Raw genomic sequence first — 17,221 nt, 5'->3', positions numbered from 1 at the left:
TTCCTTTCCTGTTAATTTTATTTAATAGATGAACTGATTAGGCGGTGAGGTCTTAGGTCATCCGATGAGAATTTAATTATTTAATTAAGACTAATTTTTTTGTTTCGGTAAATTCACCTGCCTGCAGCCTGTAGAAATATGTGCCGGTAGGCAGTGATGATGCATCGAAATCTACTGAATAATTCCCGGCAGTTAAATTCTCGTTTACCAATAAAGCAACTTCGTTGCCAAGGATATCAAATACTGCCAAACGGACATTTGACTTGTTATTTAGTCCTGTATTATGAATTGAGAATCTGATTTTTGTTATTGGATTAAATGGGTTGGGATAATTTTGGTTTAAAGAATAGTTTTCCGGAATTTCATTTCCATTCTGTATTACCGCTGTGAATGTCCCGCCATTAGTAGTTTTCAGAATTGTTCCAGAGGCTCCTGCTATTAAACCAAAATCATCAGTTGAGAACATATCAATACTTCTGAGATTTGCAGTAACCGGGCACGTTTGTGTTAGCCAGTTTATCCCGGCATTTGTAGATTTTTTAATTGTACCTGATGAGCCTACCATATAAAGAATGTTTGATGAAACGGTTTGAATTCCAATCAGATCATTAGTAGTTCCGGTCGTAACACTTGTCCAGTTTACACCTCCGTTTGTTGTTCGCATTGCTGCGCCTAAGTCTCCGCAAATTATACCGGTACTTTGATTTATGAATGCAATATTGAAGAATACACCTGTAACTTTTCCATGCTGAGTCCAGTTTGCGCCCTGGTTAGTAGTTTTGAAAATGAAAGAGGTATCATTTGTATTGTCAACGCCAAGTATCAGGAAGTTCTGCGCCGATAACGGAATTATCTTGTTTCCGCTGACTAAGCTATTAGGTGTAAAATTTACCGAAGTGAAGTTCGTTCCACCGTTAGTGGTAATTAGAATTGAGTTGGTTGTCCTAAGCGCAAAACCTGTTGTTACAGACGGAAAAAGTATATCTGTAAAAGATCCTGATGCTATCTGCTGCACCCAGTTTGTACCGCTATTTGTGGTTTTGTAGATACCAGTGGTGGTTGCAACCCAGCCTGTTGTTGCGTTACCCGTAGGCGGAAAAGAAATAGCCTGAATATTTGAAGCAGAAGGGCTGGTTTGAGTTGTCCACGTCTGCCCACTGTTGGTTGATCTTAAAAAGGTGCCAGTAAATCCGGCAGCATAGTTTATTGTGGTAGAAATTGTTGATATTGAAGTTAGGAAATTTGATGTTCCTGAGGTAACCTGTACCCACTGAGAAGATGCAAGGTTCTGAAACAGTAAAAATGTAAATATGAATATTATTAACTTTGAAATTGTTTTCATTTTTTGCCTTTCTGAAACTTTTGGTTTTTTATTTACCCCGTGATCTAAGCTTAACGGGTATATTGATTCATAAATTTTTTCGCGGCCGGACCACAAGACAAGTTCTCCGGATGAACTTACCTCTTTTCAGCCCTTATAATGTGTCTCAGTGTGGAGAACGTTTTCCCCGGTGGGATTAAAACTGATCCGGGACATCATGTTTGATACTGATGCGAAGATATAATTTGGTATTAGGCAGAACAAAACAATTAATGAAGTGGATTAATCTAAAAAAATCATTAAATTTACCGAGAATTAACAAAAACAAAACAAATTCGAAAATAAAATAAGCTCAGGATTAAGCCGAAATGCCAGTTTCAAACGAGATATTTGATATTATCAGGGTTATGACAAGGAAGGAAAGGTCTTTTTTCAGGAGATATTTCAGGCTGCACTCTGCCGGAAGGAACGGCGCTGTGTTGAGATTATTTGAGAGATATGTTGATTATACAATTCACAATGATCTTTACAACGAAAACGAATTTAAGCTTTCAGTTGATAAATCAACTTTACGTCACTTTCCGGTCACTAAAAATAATCTTTATAACCTGGTACTTAAGAGTTTGACCGAATACCGCCGCGAAAACAGTAATGAAAACAAAGTTAAAAGCCTGCTTGAGCAATATGAGATCCTGTTTTCAATGTCACTGCTAAAACAGGCTGAAGGGGTTTTGAAGAGAGCAAAAAAGATCGCCCGTGAAAATGAACTGTTCATGGAGTTAAACAGTATAGTTAACCGTGAGCGTACCCTGGCGAGGTATATGCTTGATGCAGAAGGATACAGCAGGGTGGTAGATAGGGTTCATAATGAACAGACCCAAAACCTGGAAAGGCTAAAAAACCTGGCTGATATGAATGACCTTGGAAGCAGGATCACACTTTTGCTGCAGAAATATCCTACATCAAAGACCAGGGATGAGGCAGGAGTGAAAGAAAGGGATGATATATTCAGCAACCCGCTTATGAGCGATGAAAGCAAGATGCTGAGCGGTACAACCCTGAAAAGATTTTACAATTTTAATGTAATTCTGAGTGAATGGTCAGGCGATAATGAGGCTTCATTGGGATATGCAAAAAAATATGCTGATGAAGTAGAAAAGGCTGTGACAAATAACAGGGCTACTTTACACGAATTTATCATCTCTCAATATTCAGTTTTAACGTCATCTGTCAGAACTCATAAGATGGATATTTACGAAACTGCTTATTCCAGGCTTGAAGATTTTCAGTCACGCTTCCCGTGGGCAACTGAGCGTGACAGGCTTGAAGCATCATTCAACCTGGGGCTTTCGGTGTTTTCGGCAAGCGCGGATAACTACAAACCGGAGCGCGGTGAACAAATGCTTATTGATGCAGATGAGAATTTCAGAAATTATGAAAGAGTATTAAGTACACAGCAGAAGATCGTATGGTTCTTTGTTATTGCCAGGTTTTGTTTTACAAAAGGCTCATACACTGATGCCGGAAGGTGGCTAAATCGATTGATACAGATACCGAACATTGATGTTTCACAGGATTACCAGTGTTACGCAAGAATAATGAATCTGGTGGTTGCTTATGAATCAGGGAACCCGGACAGAATAGAACATGAACTGAGAAGAGCTTATTACTTCCTTACAAAAAGGAACAAGATCTATAAATATGAAAAGATAATACTTGGTTATATAAGGCAGGCATTCAGAGTGAGATCTCAGCGGGAAATAAATGAGATGTTAGAGCTGATGCACCGTGACCTGAAGGCTATACAAAACGACCCGTTCGAGGAAAATGCATTTGACGCATTTAATATTTTATTGTGGCTTGAAAAGAAGATTGTATAACACCAATATAAGATGATACTAATACAGATTTTTAGTGTAAAAATTTTTCTCTTAATATAGATCATTGTCATAATTTCTTATGCCTGATATCCTGAAAAATACCCGTTTACAACTTAAAATTGCCAAAAAAGTACAGATTAAATTTAATAGCGGAAAAAATTATATGGCAATTTTAATTATTAATTCATAATTTTGCCATCTGTATTATAAAGAACTGAATGAAAAAATTTCTACTTGACTACGGCATCAAGGTACGGTTGCCGATAATTTTATTTGTAGCTGCCGCTTCTTTTGCCTTAACCTACTATATAACCTACGCAGAGCGCACGGGAATAGGGTACCAGCCCGAGCAGCCGATTGCATATTCACACAAACTGCATGCCGGTGATATGGGCATTGATTGCCAATATTGCCACGTAGGTGTCGAAAAATCAAGGGTTGCCAGCGTTCCTTCTGTGAATGTCTGTATGGGCTGCCATGCAATTGCCAGAAAAGACCAGCCTGAGATCCAGAAACTTACTCAATATTACAACGAAAATAAGCCGCTACCGTGGAAAAGAATTCACAGAGTGCCTGATTTTGCGTACTTTAACCATAGTGTTCACGTAAATAAGGGTATTATTTGCCAGGATTGCCACGGTGAAGTGCAGAACATGGATACCCTGATAAACAACAAATTCAAATCCACAGGCCAGGTAAATTCATTTACAATGGGTGCCTGCCTGGATTGCCACAGAACGGCACACGATAAATTCCCGAACTTACCAGACCTGAAAAAAGGACCGGATAACTGTTCGGCATGCCACAGATAAAAAATTTATCCGGCGGCAGTATATTGTGAGTTGATTCCGGGTTTCAAACAGAAAAAAGTAAATAAAAGAATATCCTATATTATAGTATAGAAAATATACAAGATGAATTCAAATAATTCCGGTAACAAAAATAATACAAAAATAAAGCGCAGGAATTTTTTCGTGTATCTTGGCGCAGGCGCAGTTGCCGCGGCAGCTATAACAAAGCTTCCCTTCAAACTGTTCGGTAAAAAACTGAAAGCGGAAGCCAGCATTAAGGTTAAACCGAATCCTTATGCAGTAAAAAGAGATATGAGCAGAAGCCCGAAAGGCGAGGTGAGAGGATAATATGAAAGAAATGGATGAACTGAATAAACCTGTAAAAAACAGCACCGAAGAAGATCAGCCAAAAGAAAGCGGATACTGGCGCAGCTTTAAGGAATTATATAACGACCCTTCGTTTGATAAAGCATTAAAAAATGAATTTTCACCCGAGGCTTTACAAAAGCCCGAAGTGAACAATATGTCTGCAGTTACAAGGAGGAAGTTCCTTGCGCTTATGGGTGCCTCAGCAGCATTTGCTGCAGCAGGCTGCGGAAACTACCAGGATAAAGGAAAAATTGTTCCTTATAACCAGAAGCCCGAAGAGGTAACACTGGGTCTTCCGAATTACTATGCATCAACTTGCACAGGCTGTACAAGCGCATGCGGAATACTTGTTAAAACCCGCGAAGGCAGACCTATCAAAGTTGACGGAAATCCAGACCATCCTGTAAACAAAGGAAAGATTTGTACAAAAGGCCAGGCCAGCGTTATGAATCTTTATAACCCTGAGCGCTTAAGAGAGCCGATGTTTAACAAGGCGCAGACAAACTGGAATGATGCCAATAAAGCTATTGCAGCTGCCTTAAGCTCTGCATCAGGCTCCGGCAAAGAAATTGCAATTGTTTCGCATACGATCCTTTCACCAACGCTTAAAAAATTACTTGATGAATTTAAATTAACATTCCCTTCAGCAAAAATATATTCATACGAAGTATTCAATGATTCAGCACGTGTTAACGCATGGCAGAAATCATACGGCAAAAGAAGCATACCTGTGCTTCAGCTTGATAAAGCCAAAGTAATACTTGCGCTTGAATCAGACTTCCTTGGAAATGACAGAAATATGCTTGAATATACAAGGATGTTCACACAGAACCGCGATGTAATGAGCAAAAATGAATTCAACAGGCTTTATGCTGTTGAGGGAGCTGTTACCAATACAGGTATGAATGCAGATTACAGGCTCCGCTTAAGAACAGATGCTATCGAAGAGTTTGTGATGTGTTTGCTTAACGAGCTTGTTGGAAAGAAAAAACTTTCCGGCTACGCAATGGATTCACGCGTAACCAGTGTATTCTCATCAAATGATATTAAGCAATTCGCCGCTAAATACAAGCTGGATGAAAAAGTTGTTAATCATATCGTAAATGATCTTGCAAAGTTCCAGGGCGAAGCGATTGTTCTTGGCGGTGATAAACTGCCTGAATCAACACACATTGTTATTAACCTGCTTAATGAAGCGCTTGGCAATAACAAATTATATTCAGCAGAAGCTGAAAACACTGAGCTGATGCCTCTTTCAACCGCCGCAGAAATGGAGAGCCTTGTTCAGGCAATGGCAGGCGGTAGAGTTGGGGTAGTTGTTCACTTTGATACAAACCCCGTTTACAATCTTTCACCTGAATATAAATACGAAGAGGCAATGAAAAAAGTGCCTGTCAGTGTTACATTAACAGAGCAGGTTACTGAAACATCAGAAGCTTCGAATTATGTTCTGCCTATCCATAACCCGCTTGAATCATGGAATGATTTTAAAACCCGCACCGGATTTTACAGTATGCAGCAGCCTATAATAGCTCCGTTATACAATACGAGACAGAAGGAAGCGATACTGTTAAGCTGGAAAGAACCGAAAGATTTCAGTGAAACAATATACAGAGATTATTTAACAGCGAACTGGGAAAAAGTTATTTACCCGTTAATGGGAGCCGCTGCTCCATTTAAAAAATTCTGGAATTCAGTACTTCATGACGGCGTTGTATTTCTGAATGAAAAACCTGAGCTTGCAGGCGGCGCATTTGCGGTTGATTCATTTGTTTCTTCACCCAAAATGAAGGCATCAAATGATTATGCAATACTGCTGCAGTCAAACAATAATGTTGGTGACGGACGTTTCGCTTCCAACGGCTGGCTCCAGGAATTACCGAACCCAATAACTAAAATAGTGTGGGATAATTATGCTGCGATATCAGTACAGAGCGCAAGTGAGCTTGGTGTTGATACCAATGGTACAATTGATATTACTATTGGTTCACGCAAGCAGACCTTCCCGGTATTTGTTCAGCCGGGAATGGCAGATAAGACAATTGAGATCTCTTTAGGTTACGGCAGGACAGCAGCGGGTACCATAGGTACCGGTGTAGGTGTGAATGCGAATATGCTTATTGCAAAAAACGCTCCGCTGAATGAAAGGTTTTATAATAATGCTCAGGTAGCATCAGCCGGAGGAAAATATGAGCTGATTTCCACCCAGGAGCATTACCCGATAGACAGCGATCCTTTATTAAAAGATATTCAGTTCAGAAGAGGTATCATTAGACAGGGAACTGTTGAAGAATATAAGAAGAACCCCAAGTTCCTTCAGGAAAGCATGCATAAAATGGACCTGCAGCCTATAAATGACCCGCCTGTTTATGACAGGGAAGGTTTTACGGGTTATAAATGGGGTATGGCTATTGATCTTAATAAATGTACAGGCTGCGGAGCATGTGTAACAGCATGTAATGTTGAAAACAATATTCCCGTAGTTGGCAAAGACCAGGTTAAAGCTAACAGGGAAATGATGTGGATGAGGATTGACCGCTACTATTACGGTTCACCTGATGCACCATCAGCCAACTTCCAGCCGATGTTATGCCAGCATTGTGATTACGCTCCGTGCGAGAACGTTTGCCCTGTTGCAGCAACAACACACAGCGAAGACGGGCTTAACGGAATGGCATATAACAGGTGTGTTGGTACAAGATATTGTTCCAATAACTGTCCTTATAAAGTAAGAAGGTTTAATTATTTTGATTACAGGGACCGCACCGGTGACGGCATACAGTATGCAGAACCTATGGACCTGATGGCTAATCCTGAAGTTACTGTCCGCTCAAGAGGTGTAATGGAAAAATGTACATTCTGCGTTCAGAGAATTATGAAGGAAAGACAGGATGCAATCCAGGAAAACCGCGGTGTTGAAGGATCAAATGTTAAGACCGCCTGCCAGGAAGCGTGCCCGGCTTATGCTATTGAGTTTGGTAATATTAACGATAAAGAATCAACTATTGCAAAATACCGCACGCATGAATTAGGTTACAGTGTGCTTGAAGAAATAAAAGTTCTGCCAAATGTTACATACATGGCTAAGCTGAGAAATATTTTCGAGCCGCTTACAACGGGCGACAGGAAAGAACATCATTCAGATGATAAGAAGCAAGATGACGTGAAGAAGAAGGAAGAGCATAAGTAGTTTGATGTGAAACGGAAAAATGGGTAAGTGGGTGAGTAGGTAAGTAGGTAAGTAGGGATATTACAGATAGCTTTGTGATAAATGCATTTCGCAAGGAAGCAAAAAAAAGAAAATTCGATTTTTAAATTATAGAAATAATACATAATAATGAGTCTTGACGCAACATACACACGTGAGCTTCCATTAGTTGAAGGAAGATCTTCGTTCAAGGAAATTGATGATGTAATTGCAAAGCCAACAGAGACTAAGCCCAATATCAAGTGGTTTATTGCCATAGGTATCAGCTCTACAGCTTTTTTGGTGGGAGCTGTATGTTTAGGTTTAACATTCTGGTATGGCGTAGGTCTTTGGGGCAATAACCAGCCAGTAGGCTGGGCGTTTGATATTATCAACTTTGTATTCTGGATCGGTATCGGTCATGCAGGTACGCTTATTTCTGCGATACTTTTCCTTTTCCGCCAGAAATGGAGAACCGGTATTGCGCGTTTTGCCGAAGGTATGACGATCTTCGCGGTTATGACAGCAGGTATATTCCCTGCGATTCATACTGGCCGTCCCTGGCTGGATGGCTATTTGCTTCCGTATCCAAACCAGCACGGATTATGGGTAAATTTTACATCACCATTGTTATGGGATGTGTTTGCGGTATCAACATACTTCACAGTATCATTCGTTTTTTGGTTCATAGGTTTGATACCTGATTTTGCAACTTTACGTGACAGGACAACAAGCGGTATAAAGAAAGCAATATATACAGTATTAAGCCTGGGGTGGAGAGGCTCAAACCGCCACTGGCAGCATTATGAAAGAGTATATTTAATATTAGCGGGCCTTTCAACTCCGCTGGTGCTTTCAGTACACACAATTGTGAGCTTTGACTTTGCTGTATCGGTAATTCCGGGATGGCATACAACAATATTCCCGCCGTACTTTGTAGCTGGCGCTATTTTCTCAGGTTTTGGTATGGTATCAACAGTACTTATTATAGTGCGCAAAGTATTTGATATGGAACATATCATTACAGTGAACACACTTGAGAAGATGAACAAAATTCTTCTTGCAACCGGTACAATGGTTGGATATGCTTACGCAATGGAATTCTTTATTGCATGGTACAGCGGCAACCCAATAGAACAGTTCACATTCATTAACCGCGCATTTGGTCCTTATTCATGGGCTTACTGGATTATGTTCAGCTGCAACGTATTTTTCCCGCAGCTTTTCTGGTTCAAAAAGATCAGAAGGAATATTCCTTTAACATTTGTGCTTGTACTGCTGGTGAATGTTGGTATGTGGTTTGAAAGATATGTAATTATTGTAACATCTTTAACACGCGACTATCTGCCTTCAAGCTGGGGAATGTACTTCCCGACAATGTATGATTTCGGTATTCTGCTTGGCAGCTTTGGAATGTTCTTCACGCTAGTTCTGCTGTTCGCAAAAACGATGCCTGTTGTTGCAATGAGTGAGATCAAAGCGGTAACAGAAGGTGCGCAGCCGAAACATCTGCACAAAAAAGAAGAAAAGATAGATTACCGCACTGAGTTTTAGAAGAGCAAACTTCCTCTGCTGAAGCAGAGTAAGTCAAGAAGTCAGAAGTAAAAAGGCAAAAATGTTTTTGTTCTTAAAATAGCAGCTATGAAGTTCTGCAAAAAGAGACAGATGGTCTTAGTAAAAAAAAGAAATTACCAATTTAATAAGCATGATAGGTAAAATATTAAAGAAGTTTGATGACAGGTTTTTAAAGAGCGAGCCAAGGACAGGAAAACTGTTCGCAGTTGCCGCTTTATATGACACTCCTGATCAGATAATACACGCAGCCGAAAAAGTATCCGGCTCGGGTTACAAAAAATTTGATGTGCTGACCCCGTATCCTGTTCACGGGATGGACGGAGCAATGAACCTGAAGCCAACAGGCATAGGGTGGGTTGGTTTAATAGCCGGTATGAGCGGCACTTTCCTGGCTTTCCTGATGATATGGTGGATGGTTGGAATTAATTATCCGAATATCTTCGGCGGTAAACCATACTTTAACCTGCCGGCATCGATCCCGATAATGTTCGAGCTGACAGTTCTGCTTTCAGCATTAACACTGGTTGGTTCTTTAATAGCTTTATTCATGAAGCTGCCGGCAAACGCTAATCCGTTAATGGATACTGAATTCATTAAACGGGTTACCAGCGATAAGTTCGGTATTTATATTGAGGCTTCTGATCCGAAGTTCAAGCTTGAAGAAGTTCGTAAATTGTTTGAGGAGCTTGGCTCAACAGATATCAGCAATATACACGAAGCTGAGTATGAAGTTGGTGATACAAAAAATCCTTTAATGAACACCAAGTTTGTTGGTGCACTGGTAGGCACAAGTTTAGTTACAGCCGCAGTTACTTATTTTGTTCTTAACGTACTTTTATTTTTACCGCCATTTAACTGGATGCATTACCAGCCCAAGGTGCTTCCGCAGACAGAAAGCAAGTTCTTTAAAGACGGGTACTCAATGCGTAAACCGGTTGAGGGAACAGTTGCAAGAGGATTTATGCCGTATGAATTCAAAGGAATGCCTGATAGTTTGGTTGTAGCAACCCCGAACCCGCTTCCTGTAACACAAAAAGTTCTTGATCTTGGCAAGAAAAGGTACAATACATACTGCTCACCCTGCCACGGAAATTATGGTAAGGGCGACAGCAGGCTCCGCGGACAGTTCCCGGTTCCGCCAACGCTGCACTCTCAGAAAGTTACAAACTGGAAAGACGCGAATATTTATCATGTAATAACCAACGGCCAGAATACAATGCCTTCGTATGCAAGCTCAATTTCAAGGGATGACCGCTGGGCAATTATTCATTACCTGCGTGTTCTGCAAAGATCAGCAAATGCGCCGGATAGTGATGTTGAAGGAAAGTAATAAAACTTAAGAAAGAATTTTACATATAGTTTTCTAAATGGATTATATTAAAAAACAATTACCGGATTCACTTACCAAAACAGGCGGAATACTGCTTGCTTTGGGCGTTATGATATTAGGCGCTGCTTTTGTATTTACACCGCAGCGGGCATTTTTTGATTACCTCTGGATCTACTTATTCCTGGTATCAATTGGTGTTGGTTCGCTTGCGCTTGTTGCTTTGGAGTATCTTGTTGGCGCAACCTGGAGCACTCCTTTCAGAAGAATTACAGAGATCATGGCTTCTATGACCCCGGTACTGATACTGCTTGCAATCCCTTTGTTATTCGGTTTGCATGACCTGTTTCACTGGACTCATGCCGAAGCAGTAGAACATGATGCGATACTGCAGTCAAAATCTCCTTATCTGAATGTCCCGTTCTTTATAGCAAGAACAGCATTTTGCCTGCTGTTATGGGTATTATTCTATTATATGCTGACTAAAAATTCTGAAAAGCAGGACCTGGACGGCGACCCAAAGTACACAAAAAGAAATGTTACACTTTCAACCATATTTGCAGCATTATTTGTAATTACTATTACGATAACTGCAATTGACTGGGCAATGAGCTTAGAGCCGCATTGGTTCAGTACAATCTTCGGAGTTTATTATTTTGCAGGTACTGTTATTGCAGCTTTGGCAGCATCAACTTTTGCAAGCATTAAGCTGAAAGAAGGCGGTTACCTGGATTCACACTTAGGCAATGATAGTTTTTATTCATTAGGAACATTGATGTTCGGCTTTAATGTGTTCTGGGCATATATAGCGTTCTCTCAGTTCATACTTATTTGGTATGCTGATCTTCCTGAAGAAACATTCTGGATGATACACCGCTGGGAAGGAAGCTGGAAGTTTGTTTCACTTGCACTATTATTCTTCCACTTTGTGCTTCCGTTTTTAATACTTGTCGGAAGGAATGCCAAAACAAATCTTGGTTTATTAAAATGGATGGCTCCATGGATGCTGTTTGCTCATGCTTTAGACCTGTACTGGCTGATCTTCCCGACATTATTCAAAGGGAATGCTTCTTTTGGATGGCAGGAACTCAGCTTCCCGCTGATAGTTATCGGCTTAACTATGATAGTATTCAAACTGAGCGCCAATAAGAAAAACCTGATGGCTGTTAAAGATCCGAAAATGGAAATGGGACTGGACTTTCATCTGTAAATAGTCAATAGGCAAAAGTCAAAAGGTAAAAAAATTCGGTTTATGAGAAAAATATAGTTTAGAAGTTTATATAGTATATAATAATGAAAGATTATTTTAAATTTTACGGAGCGGTTTACATTATTGTCATATCTGCAATAATAGTTATGGGAACAATGTATATTAATGACCTGCCGAATGTAACCAAAGAAAAAATCGGCGGATTTCCTGTAGTGGCTAAGGATTCGACGAAAGATTCCACAGGACAGACTGCAGATCTTCCGATGGTTAAAGGCACACTTTCTCCTCCGACTGATGTAATGAAATACATATCAGCTACACCTGAAATGATCGATAAAGGAAAATCTTTATTTACAATGAACTGCGCAAGCTGCCATGGCGAGCAGGGCAAGGGTGATGGTGTTGCAGGAGCAAGCCTTAACCCAAAACCGAGAAATTTCCACGATCTGAACGGCTGGACGAACGGTCCATCATTAACAATGATGTATAAAACTCTCCAGGAAGGTATAACAAACAGAGGTATGGCTTCTTATGCTAACCTGCCGCCTGAAGACAGGCTGAATATGATAATGTATATCAGGACAATTTTACCGAACTATCCACCGGTAACACTGGTGCAGCTTGATTCAATTGACCAGGTTTACAGCCTTACAAAAGGCGTTAAGATGCCTAACCAGATTCCCGTAAAGCTTGCTATGGATAAGATACTTCAGCAGAATTCCGCAATTGACCAGAAGGTTGCTGCCATGGTGAAACAGGTAAATGAAAGCAAATCAGATACAGCAGCTTATATTTTAAAGGGTATAACTTCCAATCTGACAAAAGCATTAACAGTGCTTGCGCAGGATTCAAGCTGGAATTCAAATGAAATGGCGCTGATAAAGATATTTGATAATAATCCTGTGCAGAACGGTTTCAGGGCAAGGGCATCGTATATGCTGACTCAGGCACAGCTTTCACAGCTTCATGCGTATTTGAGGAAATTGTTCGGGGTTGTTTAGGTTTAAATGAAATTTTCCAAACCTGTCAATTATTGCAGGTAGTTCTAAATATTCAGATTCAAACATAAGTTGTTAAGATTGCTTCGTCACTACGTTCCTCGCAAACGGAGACTAGAGGTTTGAAAAAGGAATAAAGGTAAATAATTTGTTAAAGATCACAAAAATATTCGCCCTTTTAATTTTTATGATGCTCGGCTTGTGCCGGGAATCAAGTATTGCGGATACTACGAAACAGCAGGTTGGTGTAGATGAAAAGCTGGGCGAGGTTATCCCTCTTGATCTTTCTTTTCTGGATGAAACCGGCAAGCCGGTAACATTAAGAAGCCTGTTAAATAAACCAACATTGTTAACCCTGGTTTATTATAGGTGTCCCGGGATTTGCAGCCCGTTAATGAATGGTGTATCAAGTGTAGTGGATAAAGTTGATATGGAGCCGGGCAAGGATTTTAATATAGTAACTATCAGCTTTAATCCGAGAGAAGATTATTTAATGGCTTCAGGTAAAAAAGAAAATTACCTGAACAATATGAAGAAGAAAATTCCGGCTGAAAGCTGGAAATTCTTAACCGGTGACAGCAGCTCCATAGCGAAGATAACTGATGCAGTAGGTTTCAGGTACCAGCAGCAGGGCGAAGATTACATACACGGGGCAGTAGTAACAGTTCTTTCACAGGACGGCAAAATAGCACGATACTTATACGGCACTGATTTTTTGCCTATGGATATTAAGCTTGCTGTAATCGAAGCATCAGAAGGAAAATCAACACCGGGAATTAACAAGCTGTTAAAAATCTGTTACAGTTATGACCCGGCAGGCAGAAAGTATGTTTTAAATGTAACAAGGATTGCCGGCGGCGGAATGCTGATATTGATCGCCGGGTTTGTTCTGATATTAACGCTGAAAAAGAAAAAAAATAAACACAATATACCCGTAAATTCGAACGGGAAAGGAAGTATAAACAATGGCTAATGGATCATTAGCAAATGATGTAAGTTACTTAGAATACGAAGGCAAGCATAAGGGGATCATGGGCTGGCTGCTTAGTGTTGATCATAAGCGCATTGGTCTGATGTACCTTATGGGTATCCTTGTATTCTTTTTTGTAGCTATGACACTTGGCGTACTGATGAGGCTTGAAATGCTTACGCCGGGTGAAACAATAATGAAGCCCAGCACATATAATTCCGTATTTACTCTGCACGGTGTTATCATGGTATTTCTTTTTATCATACCTGCAATACCTGCTGTGTTCGGAAATTTTATGCTGCCTATTCAGATAGGGGCAAAGGATGTTGCTTTCCCCAGGCTTAACCTGTTTTCATGGTATCTATACATGATAGGAGCAATACTTGCTATAGTATCCCTGTTTACAGGCGGCGGTGCCGCTGATACAGGATGGACATTCTATGTACCATACAGTATCCGTTCTGCGCAGAATGTATCTATGACAACTCTCGCAGCATTTGTATTAGGGTTTTCTTCAATATTAACCGGTTTGAATTTTGTAGTTACAATTCACCGTTTAAGAGCGCCGGGAATGACATGGTTCCGCATGCCGCTTTTTGTTTGGGGCTTGTATGCCACAAGCTGGATCCAGGTTCTGGCAACCCCGGTTATTGGTATAACGCTTGCGCTTATAATGCTTGAAAGGTTCATGGGTATCGGAGTATTCGATCCCGCATTGGGCGGTGACCCGATACTTTACCAGCATTTATTCTGGATATATTCACATCCCGCTGTATATATTATGATCCTTCCTGCGATGGGTGTAGTTTCTGAGATACTGCCAACATTCGCAAGAAAAGATATTTTCGGCTATAAACAGATCGCAATATCATCACTTGGTATCGCGCTGATCGGTTACCTTGTTTGGGGACACCATATGTTCGTAAGCGGAATGAGCGATACATCAAGAATAGTATTTTCACTCTTAACATTTTTAGTTGCTATTCCAACCGGCGTAAAGATATTTAACTGGGTTGCAACGCTTTACAAAGGTTCAATTAAGTTCAGCGCGCCGCTTTATTATGTACTTGGATTTATTTTTATATTTTCAATCGGCGGCTTAACCGGCCTTGTGCTTGGTGCACTGGCAACCGATATTCACGTTACCGATACATATTTTGTTGTTGCCCACTTCCATTATGTAATGTTTGGCGGAATGGGTATCATGTTCTTTGCAACCATGCATTACTGGTTCCCCAAGGTATTCGGTAAAATGTACAATGAAAAGCTTGCTGTTGTAGCATGTACAGTTATAATTATAGGCTTTAATGTTCTTTATTTCCCGTTCTTCATTATGGGATATATGGGAATGCCGAGAAGGTATTATGATTACCTTCCCCAGTTTGAAGGCTGGCATATACTTTCCACTGTAGGTTCATGGATACTTGTAAGCGGAATAGTATTTATGTTCGGTAATTTATTTTACGCTATGTTAAAAGGACCCAAGGCTGCTGTAAATCCATGGGGCGGCACAACACTTGAGTGGAAGGTTCCTTCACCCCCGCCGCTTGAAAATTTTGATGAAATTCCAATTGTTACAGGCGGACCGTATGTTCACAATAAATCAACATATATCATGCATCCAAGCAAAGAATCGATCAATGCGAACGGCGCAAATAAAACAGTTAACCAGGAGGCTGCATTATGACAGAACACAGTGAAGTAATGCACGAAGGGTCATCGCACGGAGGAGCGCACGTTCATCGCGATGATGAAGGCTCAAAAATGGCGATGTGGCTTTTCCTCTTCACGGAATTGCTTTTATTCGGCGGTTTGTTTCTATTATACGGTGCATACAGGTTTGAATATGCTGACGGCTTTAAAGTAGCCGCTGCGGATATGAATTCATTCATAGGCGCGGTAAATACAATAATACTACTCACAAGCTCACTTTCGGTAGCTCTTTCAATTGCGGCTATTCAGCGCAACCAGAAAAGGCTTACAATGGCGATGCTATGGTTCACAATACTTTGCGGTATAGCGTTCTTGATCAATAAGTATTTTGAATGGAGCCATGAAATTCACAACGGTATTTACCCCGGCGGACCCGCTCTTGAGAACATGTCCAATGGTGAAGTAATTTACTTCGGGTTGTATTATGTTATGACAGGGCTCCACGGTCTGCATGTTATTGTAGGTTTGATATTTATAGGCTTTATTATGAATTTTATTTCAAGGGATAAGATCACAAGCACAAATTACCAGAAGCTTGAAAATGCCGGCTTATACTGGCATCTTGTTGATGTGATCTGGATATTTTTATTCCCGCTGTTTTACCTGCTGCATTGATCTGAATAACAGAGAATAAGCAGCATAGATTTTTTAAAGTTTACAAGAGTTTAATATTAAGATAATAATAAGATCATCAAATAATGAGTGAACAGACACAAACAGGAGAGTTAGCTGCATCACAGGCTCACAGTGCTGCCCACGGTGAAGCTCATGCTGAAGGCCACGCTCACAGCGTAAGCTACGGTACATATTTTATGGTATGGCTGGGACTTGTTGCCTTAACGGCAGTAACTGTTACTATAGCAGGCATACATTTAGGAAGCCTTACGCTTATAACAGCAATGCTTATTGCATCTGTAAAAACTGCGCTTGTAGGCTACCATTTTATGCATTTGAAGTACGATAATGTTATAATCAAAGTTTTTGTTCTGGTTTGTCTAGTAATATTTTTAACATTCTGGATCTTGACATTCAGTGATCTATCATTCAGGTAATAAAAAATGAATCCAATAGTAGAACTAGTAGATAATTCGTTTATATTTATAATAGCAATTTCGGTACTGCTTTTAGTAGGCGTTACCGTTGCGATGATATATTTTGTTTTCAGGTACAGCGAAAAGAACAACCCGAAGCCTGACCAGTCAATAACAGGAAGTACGACACTGGAGATCCTGTGGACGGTCATTCCTCTTATACTTGTGCTGGCAATGTTCTTTTACGGCTATGAAGGCTTTAAGGAAATGAGAAAAATTCCGCCAAATGCAATGGTGGTAAAAGTAACAGGCAAAATGTGGTTCTGGCATTTTGAATATGCCAATAAAAAAACCAGTGATACACTTCTTATCCTGCCGCAGGGCAAGGATGTGAGGTTTGAGCTGGAATCAGCTGATGTTAACCACAGCTTTTATGTACCGGCTTACAGGGTAAAAGAAGACTGCGTTCCCGGGAGGACCAATCATATGTGGTTTCATACAACAAATGTTGGATTGTTCGATATAGAATGCGCGGAATACTGCGGCCTGAACCATTCATACATGCTTGGCAAAGTTAAAATAGTGCCTGAAAAAGAATTTTTAGAGTGGTACAATAAAGTTGATTCAGTACAAAAAACGGATTCACTTAAAACTGATACGCTGAAGACCGGCACAGTAAAAACGGATTCACTTAAATCAACACAGGTTTCAACTGATACAAGTAAGGCACCGGGAAATAAAAAGGATACATTGAAAATGAATCCCAAGGACAGCCTGAAGAGAAAAGAAAAGTAGTTACGAGAAACGTGAAATGTTAAACGTGAAACGCGAAACAAAGAGCATAGCAAA

The 17,221-nt window shown here is 40.3% G+C and carries 14 protein-coding genes; 13 read left to right on the top strand and 1 reads right to left on the bottom strand.

Going from position 1 to position 17,221, the window contains the following annotated elements; translation table 11 throughout:
• Nucleotides 1-76: 76 nt before the first annotated feature.
• Nucleotides 77-1,342, bottom strand: a complete 1,266-nt coding sequence (locus J0M37_02450; protein ID MBN8583929.1) for a T9SS type A sorting domain-containing protein — start codon at nt 1,340-1,342, stop codon at nt 77-79.
• A 347-nt stretch (nt 1,343-1,689) separates the two neighbouring features.
• Between J0M37_02450 and J0M37_02445 the strand changes: the two genes are divergently transcribed.
• From J0M37_02445 to coxB, 13 genes are all read left to right on the top strand, one after another.
• A complete protein-coding gene (locus J0M37_02445) occupies nt 1,690-3,201 on the top strand; it encodes a hypothetical protein (GenBank protein ID MBN8583928.1) in 1,512 nt (503 codons plus the stop codon).
• Nucleotides 3,202-3,419: 218 nt separating this feature from the next.
• Complete coding sequence (locus J0M37_02440; GenBank protein ID MBN8583927.1) at nt 3,420-4,013, top strand: cytochrome c3 family protein; 594 nt, start codon at nt 3,420-3,422, stop codon at nt 4,011-4,013.
• A gap of 102 nt (nt 4,014-4,115) precedes the next feature.
• Nucleotides 4,116-4,340, top strand: coding sequence for a hypothetical protein (locus tag J0M37_02435; GenBank protein ID MBN8583926.1), 225 nt, complete (start codon nt 4,116-4,118; stop codon nt 4,338-4,340).
• A gap of 10 nt (nt 4,341-4,350) precedes the next feature.
• On the top strand, nt 4,351-7,551 hold the full coding sequence (locus J0M37_02430; protein ID MBN8583925.1) for a TAT-variant-translocated molybdopterin oxidoreductase: 3,201 nt from the start codon (nt 4,351-4,353) through the stop codon (nt 7,549-7,551).
• A gap of 147 nt (nt 7,552-7,698) precedes the next feature.
• Nucleotides 7,699-9,102 carry a polysulfide reductase NrfD gene (nrfD, locus tag J0M37_02425; GenBank protein ID MBN8583924.1) on the top strand — a complete coding sequence of 468 codons (1,404 nt, stop codon included), beginning with the start codon at nt 7,699-7,701 and terminating at the stop codon, nt 9,100-9,102.
• Between the two features lie 151 nt (nt 9,103-9,253).
• Nucleotides 9,254-10,453 carry a DUF3341 domain-containing protein gene (locus J0M37_02420; protein ID MBN8583923.1) on the top strand — a complete coding sequence of 400 codons (1,200 nt, stop codon included), beginning with the start codon at nt 9,254-9,256 and terminating at the stop codon, nt 10,451-10,453.
• A 109-nt stretch (nt 10,454-10,562) separates the two neighbouring features.
• Entirely contained in the window at nt 10,563-11,660 is a 1,098-nt protein-coding gene (locus J0M37_02415; GenBank protein ID MBN8583922.1) for a quinol:cytochrome C oxidoreductase, read from the top strand.
• An 83-nt stretch (nt 11,661-11,743) separates the two neighbouring features.
• Nucleotides 11,744-12,661 (top strand): c-type cytochrome, encoded by a 918-nt coding sequence (locus tag J0M37_02410; protein MBN8583921.1) that lies wholly within the window; start codon nt 11,744-11,746, stop codon nt 12,659-12,661.
• Between the two features lie 145 nt (nt 12,662-12,806).
• Nucleotides 12,807-13,631, top strand: a complete 825-nt coding sequence (locus J0M37_02405) for an SCO family protein (GenBank protein MBN8583920.1) — start codon at nt 12,807-12,809, stop codon at nt 13,629-13,631.
• Nucleotides 13,624-15,315: a cytochrome c oxidase subunit I gene (ctaD, locus tag J0M37_02400; GenBank protein ID MBN8583919.1), complete on the top strand. Its 1,692-nt coding sequence runs from the start codon at nt 13,624-13,626 to the stop codon at nt 15,313-15,315. The genes J0M37_02405 and ctaD overlap by 8 nt, the downstream gene beginning before the upstream one ends.
• A gap of 17 nt (nt 15,316-15,332) precedes the next feature.
• Nucleotides 15,333-15,956: a cytochrome c oxidase subunit 3 gene (locus J0M37_02395; GenBank protein MBN8583918.1), complete on the top strand. Its 624-nt coding sequence runs from the start codon at nt 15,333-15,335 to the stop codon at nt 15,954-15,956.
• An 83-nt stretch (nt 15,957-16,039) separates the two neighbouring features.
• Nucleotides 16,040-16,393 (top strand): cytochrome C oxidase subunit IV family protein, encoded by a 354-nt coding sequence (locus J0M37_02390; GenBank protein MBN8583917.1) that lies wholly within the window; start codon nt 16,040-16,042, stop codon nt 16,391-16,393.
• A gap of 6 nt (nt 16,394-16,399) precedes the next feature.
• Nucleotides 16,400-17,167: a cytochrome c oxidase subunit II gene (gene coxB / locus J0M37_02385; protein MBN8583916.1), complete on the top strand. Its 768-nt coding sequence runs from the start codon at nt 16,400-16,402 to the stop codon at nt 17,165-17,167.
• Nucleotides 17,168-17,221: the final 54 nt, after the last annotated feature.

It is taken from the genome of Ignavibacteria bacterium, assembly GCA_017303675.1.
Lineage (GTDB): Bacteria > Bacteroidota > Ignavibacteria > Tepidaquicellales > OLB5 > OLB5.
The sequence above is the reverse complement of the archived record's forward strand: the minus strand, read 5'-3'. Positions and strand labels throughout refer to the sequence as shown.

Bases quoted from the DNA above. Each gene is read 5' to 3' on its own strand.
- J0M37_02450 (MBN8583929.1), bottom strand. From the start codon at position 1,342: ATGAAAACAATTTCAAAGTTAATAATATTCATATTTACATTTTTACTG.
- J0M37_02445 (MBN8583928.1), top strand. From the start codon at position 1,690: ATGCCAGTTTCAAACGAGATATTTGATATTATCAGGGTTATGACAAGG.
- J0M37_02440 (MBN8583927.1), top strand. From the start codon at position 3,420: ATGAAAAAATTTCTACTTGACTACGGCATCAAGGTACGGTTGCCGATA.
- J0M37_02435 (MBN8583926.1), top strand. From the start codon at position 4,116: ATGAATTCAAATAATTCCGGTAACAAAAATAATACAAAAATAAAGCGC.
- J0M37_02430 (MBN8583925.1), top strand. From the start codon at position 4,351: ATGGATGAACTGAATAAACCTGTAAAAAACAGCACCGAAGAAGATCAG.
- nrfD (MBN8583924.1), top strand. From the start codon at position 7,699: ATGAGTCTTGACGCAACATACACACGTGAGCTTCCATTAGTTGAAGGA.
- J0M37_02420 (MBN8583923.1), top strand. From the start codon at position 9,254: ATGATAGGTAAAATATTAAAGAAGTTTGATGACAGGTTTTTAAAGAGC.
- J0M37_02415 (MBN8583922.1), top strand. From the start codon at position 10,563: ATGATATTAGGCGCTGCTTTTGTATTTACACCGCAGCGGGCATTTTTT.
- J0M37_02410 (MBN8583921.1), top strand. From the start codon at position 11,744: ATGAAAGATTATTTTAAATTTTACGGAGCGGTTTACATTATTGTCATA.
- ctaD (MBN8583919.1), top strand. From the start codon at position 13,624: ATGGCTAATGGATCATTAGCAAATGATGTAAGTTACTTAGAATACGAA.
- J0M37_02395 (MBN8583918.1), top strand. From the start codon at position 15,333: ATGCACGAAGGGTCATCGCACGGAGGAGCGCACGTTCATCGCGATGAT.
- J0M37_02390 (MBN8583917.1), top strand. From the start codon at position 16,040: ATGAGTGAACAGACACAAACAGGAGAGTTAGCTGCATCACAGGCTCAC.
- coxB (MBN8583916.1), top strand. From the start codon at position 16,400: ATGAATCCAATAGTAGAACTAGTAGATAATTCGTTTATATTTATAATA.